Here is a 4,577-nt window from a genome sequence, read left to right as displayed (position 1 = left end):
AGTTGAATTCCTTGACGGGGTAGATTCATATATCTCTTTTTTTGTCAACTTCTAATACTGTACCGACGCTCTAGCTGCTTTATCACCACTCGCCCTCCCCCGATCCAAAAGTTCCAGAACTTTCGGATTTTTCCAATTTCCCAAATCCGCCGTAGAACCCGGCCCGAAGTGAGGATAATAAAAATTGTCTGGATCGCCATAATCTCCCGTCCAACCCATCATAAAAGCTTGAAATCCGGGAGGTTTGAGCCGATCGGCTAAATAAGCAGACCAATCCTTTGTCAGCAATTTTACCCGAATCCCGATCGCGCTCAAATCCGCCGCAAAAGCCTCAGCGATCGGCTTCGGCGTGGGAAAATAGGGACGGCTGACGGGCATATACCACAAATCCAAATCAAAACCGTTCGGATAACCGGCTTTCGCGAGCATTGCTTTAGCTTGCTGCGGGTTAAATTCATAATCTTTAACTTGATCAGACGCCGCCCAATTCAGCGCAGGCGGGATAAATTGCGAATCATGTTTTCCGAGTTCTCCCCAGAAAGCTTGCACTATTGCTGTCTTGTTAATTGTTTGGGCGATCGCCCGCCTGACTTCCGGTTTTGACAAAGGTTCGTAACTCGGATTTAGCCCTAAATAACCGACATTAAAAGAAGGTCGCACAACAGCTTCTAAATTAGGATCTCCCTGAACTTCTTTTAATTGATCCGGCGTTAAATCTACAGTAAAATCAAGTTGTCCTGCTCGCAACTGAGCCAGTCTCGCCGCCGGATCATCAACAAAACGAATTATCAATTGATTGACTTTTGGCGTACCCGTTTTCCAATAATTCGGATTTTTCTCCAAAACAATGCGATCGCCCGATCGCCATTCCTGAAACACAAAAGGCCCCGTCCCCACCGCCAGCGACGCCGGAGTGCCGTACTTAGCACCCGCTTTTTTCACCGCCGCCGGACTCGCCATCCCGAAATAACCAGACCCTATCGCCGAGGGGAAAGCAGCAAAAGGTTGATTTAAAACAAACTTAATTGTAAACTTATCAACAACTGCCACATCTTTTACTAAAGAATCTTTTTCTCCCTTAAACCCGCCAAAAAAATCTTTCCAAATTGAATAATTCTTGCCCGCTTCTCGAAAACCGTTAGGATTTTTCGCATCCCACCAGCGATCTACATTAAACTTAACAGCTTCCGCGTCAAAATCCGTACCGTCGTGAAACTTTACCCCGGAACGCAACTTAAAAGTCCAAGTTTTGCCATCTTTAGAACTTGACCATTCAGTAGCGAGACTCGGCTCAAGTTCCACAGTTCCCGGTTTGAAATCACTCAAGCGATTGTAAATTTGGTCGATAACAATCACCGAATTGCCATCAGTAATATTTCCAGGTTCCAGATTGACAGGCGGCCCGCCCGCACCGTAAACTAAAGCCCCAGCCGGAACAGCAGCAGGAGTTGTCGGAGTTGGAGAATTATTGCTAACCGTGTTTGAGGTCGTGCCGCAATTTGATAAAATTACAGCCATCCCAAAAACTAGACTTAATAAAACTAAACGCCAGGGTTTTAACAATCTCATTTCAATCGCTCCGGTTTAATAGAAAATTGTACTCATATCAATAAATTTATAATTTGCTCTTTCTCTCACCTCTGTAGTTTCTACCTTCTCGGCAGTTCATTTAGTAAATTCTATATTAAAAGCTAATCTTAACTAAAAAATTAAATATAGCACCCTGATGATATCATGCTGGAGGGGAAAATCTCAACCCGCACCTTTACATTAGGCGACGCAACCAGCATGAAAGCTAACGTTTGCGCCCCAGCTAGAGGAATAATTCGATTTTAGGTTTTAGATTTTAGATTTTAGATTTTAGATTTACTCTATGAATCTGGGCGAGCATCTCATTTTTCTAAAAACACTTCTTATGGCTCCTTTCTTCTTCCTCTTTCCTTCTGCCTCCTGCCTCAAAACTCCAATTTCTAACTTAGCTGCTTTCATTGAGATGTTTCCAATCTGGTAGCTTGAAATAATAAATCGCAGAGTGCGTAAGCACCCTGCGATTCACTCAAAAATACTCGTTAGTTACTGCGGTTTTTGACCGTTTTGCATCCGGTTTCTAGCATTTTGTCGGCGCTGCTGCATCAGTTGAGCTAATTGGCTGCGCTGTTCGGCAGTGAGCACTTCTCGCATTGCAAGTGTAATTTCAAATTGAACTTCTTCAAACTGCTGTCTCAATCCCATTATTTGACGGTGTTTTTCGCGTATTTCGCTGGCATTTGCCGTGCCGGACATCATCGTGTTCAATTCTTGTCTGGCTTGGCGGACTGCTTGCATTCGCTGGGAAACTTGGTCTTTGTAGCGATCGCGAACTGCCTGCATTTGCTGCTTTTGGTCTGCGCTTAAATTCAGTTTCTCGAACATCCCACCTTCCTTGCCAGCAGGTCGATTTGGTCGCTGATTTTGTGCAAGTGTTTCCGGTTCTAGGGGATTAGGAACTGCTATTGCTGCGGCTGTGCTACCGAGAGTCAGCATTAAAACGGCTAGTGCAGAAATACGACGAATTGACATGAAAATTCCCTCTTTGATATTACTTATTTGTTGGCGGTTCACTCTCAGCACCCGGGCTGAAAGTCAACCAATCTGTTTGTGAGCGATCGGTCATACTTTCTTGGGGAGAATCATGGAGTACACCCTCCCAATTAGTAACTAAAAATGCTTCTAACTGAGCTGTTTCCTTATCTGGCAATTGTGCAGTTTCAAACGGACGGTAGCCAGACCAAAAAACTAGCAAGCTAGCAGCCATCGCAGACGATAAAGCCCACTTAGAAACAGAGGATATTTTTAACCTGTCATCAGACTTAGCTGAGGCACTTAATCGCGTTTTTTTGCGGTGGGTTTCCTGGAAAACACTCGCCTGATTACTTTCGATTGCTGCTAAAATTTTTTGCTCTAAATCTGGTGCAGCTTCAGGAATATGTGGGCGATGTTGCTTCAAGAAATTAACTAACTCTTGGTCGCTGCTTCGGTTATTCATAGCTCGCTGACACCTTCTTTTTGCAAAAATTGTCGCAGAGAATTTCGGGCATAAAACACGCGAGATTTGACGGTTCCCGCAGGCAGTCCCAAAATTTGGGCTACTTCTTTTTGCGGGATGTCTTCTAAGTCGTGCAGCACCAAAACGCTGCGGTGTTCAAAGCTCAATTGCTCCAGTCCCCGCTGCACTAAATCTTGATAGTGCAACTGCATCAAGTCCGATGTGTTATCTTTGAGAATAACCCGATCCATTACTTCTTGATTTTTGAGTTGGGAGTCAAAAGAATGCTGTTTAGCAAATGCTTGTCTTTGGTCAGAAGCCACATTCCAAGTGATTCGATAAAGCCAAGTAGAAAAATTTTCCTGGTGCTTGAGTTTGGGCAATCCTTTCCAGACTCGCAGGAATACTTCTTGTGCTAAATCGTCAAGAAGCGACGGGCCGCAGAGTTGATAAAGGGTTGACCTGACTTTGTGTTGGTAGCGTTTGTAAAGGTAGCGAAAGCAAGTGCGATCGCCCTTTAAACATTGAGCAACTAAGTCCGAGTCGGAACAGTCATCGGTTAAAACATTGGCTGACACAGCTAACACCTGTGAAGTCTCCCCCACCAGTTCGTTATCTGAAGTGTTTAGACAGGGCGATCGCGAAAAAGGTTCAAAGGACTGAAAATTTTTTTTCGACGAGGCGGCAGGTAGGGAAACGGGTAATTGCTCAACCCCCTTGACAAGAAGACGAGATAGACATTAGATGAAGGAATGGAAAAACTCCCAGACTTAAAGCAAGTATCGAACGAGGCAAAAGAAGCCTTGATAGTAGAGCTATAGCAAGAAATCCAAAAACTTAGCGTAGCATTAGCCACATACGAACCAAAACCCGGCTCATCTCCCACCAAAACTAGCAAAAATTCCAGCACTCCACCGTCCTCATGATTCAAGCCCAACATTCGGCTATCGAAAATTGAGGGCATAAAAAGACAAAGAAGCCTAGGAAGACCAGGAGGGGGAAGAGAACTACATCCTCATCCCGACCAAACAATCATCGCCCAAGTTAAAATTGTCCCCAGTGTGGAGAGAAAGTCAGCGCCGCCGCACAAAAATTGTAATCCGTCTACGAAAAAATTGAACTACCACCAATTCGTCCCATCATCACCCGAATCGAACGTTATTGTGGTCAGTGTGCCTGCTGTCACACCGAATATGTTGCACCTGTACCATTGGGAATGGAACCAGGCTCACCGTTTGGCAGTTCAATTCAAAGCTTAGTCACATATCTGCGTTACACTCATTCCATCAGTTACGAACGGCTATCGTCCATATTTGCATCTGTGTTCTAGGAGAACATCGTCCTGATATCTGGGTGTCAGATTTATTTAGCGCTCAAAAAAATCATCCAGCGCCACAATGGCAAGTGTGTTTGGCTCATCAATTGCGGGACTGCCAATATGCGATTGATGCTCTTGACAGAATTTTTGCCCCAGCGATGAAGAGGTTATTATTAAGGGCTTTTATCATCCATCGACGACGAGAAAAAATCGACGATGCCAGACTCAAGCGAT

5 protein-coding genes and 1 pseudogene are annotated in these 4,577 nt (G+C 44.6%); 1 reads left to right on the top strand and 5 read right to left on the bottom strand.

Annotation, left to right across the window (positions count from 1 at the left end; all coding sequences use genetic code 11):
- Positions 1-51 precede the first annotated feature (51 nt).
- The 5 genes from QUA36_RS30790 to QUA36_RS30770 all read right to left on the bottom strand — a co-directional run bounded on the left by QUA36_RS30790 (position 52) and on the right by QUA36_RS30770 (position 3,989).
- Positions 52-1,569 carry an ABC transporter substrate-binding protein gene (locus QUA36_RS30790; RefSeq protein WP_333460109.1) on the bottom strand — a complete coding sequence of 506 codons (1,518 nt, stop codon included), beginning with the start codon at positions 1,567-1,569 and terminating at the stop codon, positions 52-54.
- Between the two features lie 504 nt (positions 1,570-2,073).
- A complete protein-coding gene (locus QUA36_RS30785) occupies positions 2,074-2,559 on the bottom strand; it encodes a Spy/CpxP family protein refolding chaperone (RefSeq protein WP_333454071.1) in 486 nt (161 codons plus the stop codon).
- Positions 2,560-2,578: 19 nt separating this feature from the next.
- On the bottom strand, positions 2,579-3,025 hold the full coding sequence (locus QUA36_RS30780) for a hypothetical protein (RefSeq protein WP_333460108.1): 447 nt from the start codon (positions 3,023-3,025) through the stop codon (positions 2,579-2,581).
- A complete protein-coding gene (locus QUA36_RS30775) occupies positions 3,022-3,612 on the bottom strand; it encodes a sigma-70 family RNA polymerase sigma factor (RefSeq protein ID WP_333460107.1) in 591 nt (196 codons plus the stop codon). The genes QUA36_RS30780 and QUA36_RS30775 overlap by 4 nt, the downstream gene beginning before the upstream one ends.
- 38 nt (positions 3,613-3,650) lie before the next feature.
- Complete coding sequence (locus QUA36_RS30770) at positions 3,651-3,989, bottom strand: hypothetical protein (protein ID WP_333460106.1); 339 nt, start codon at positions 3,987-3,989, stop codon at positions 3,651-3,653.
- A 389-nt stretch (positions 3,990-4,378) separates the two neighbouring features.
- Here QUA36_RS30770 and QUA36_RS30765 point away from each other — a divergent pair.
- Positions 4,379-4,577: pseudogene (locus tag QUA36_RS30765) on the top strand (IS66 family transposase); the annotation flags it as partial.

The organism is Microcoleus sp. Pol10D4 (assembly GCF_036701555.1).
In the GTDB taxonomy this organism is placed as follows: domain Bacteria; phylum Cyanobacteriota; class Cyanobacteriia; order Cyanobacteriales; family Microcoleaceae; genus Microcoleus.
This window is presented reverse-complemented; position numbering and strand designations above follow the sequence as displayed.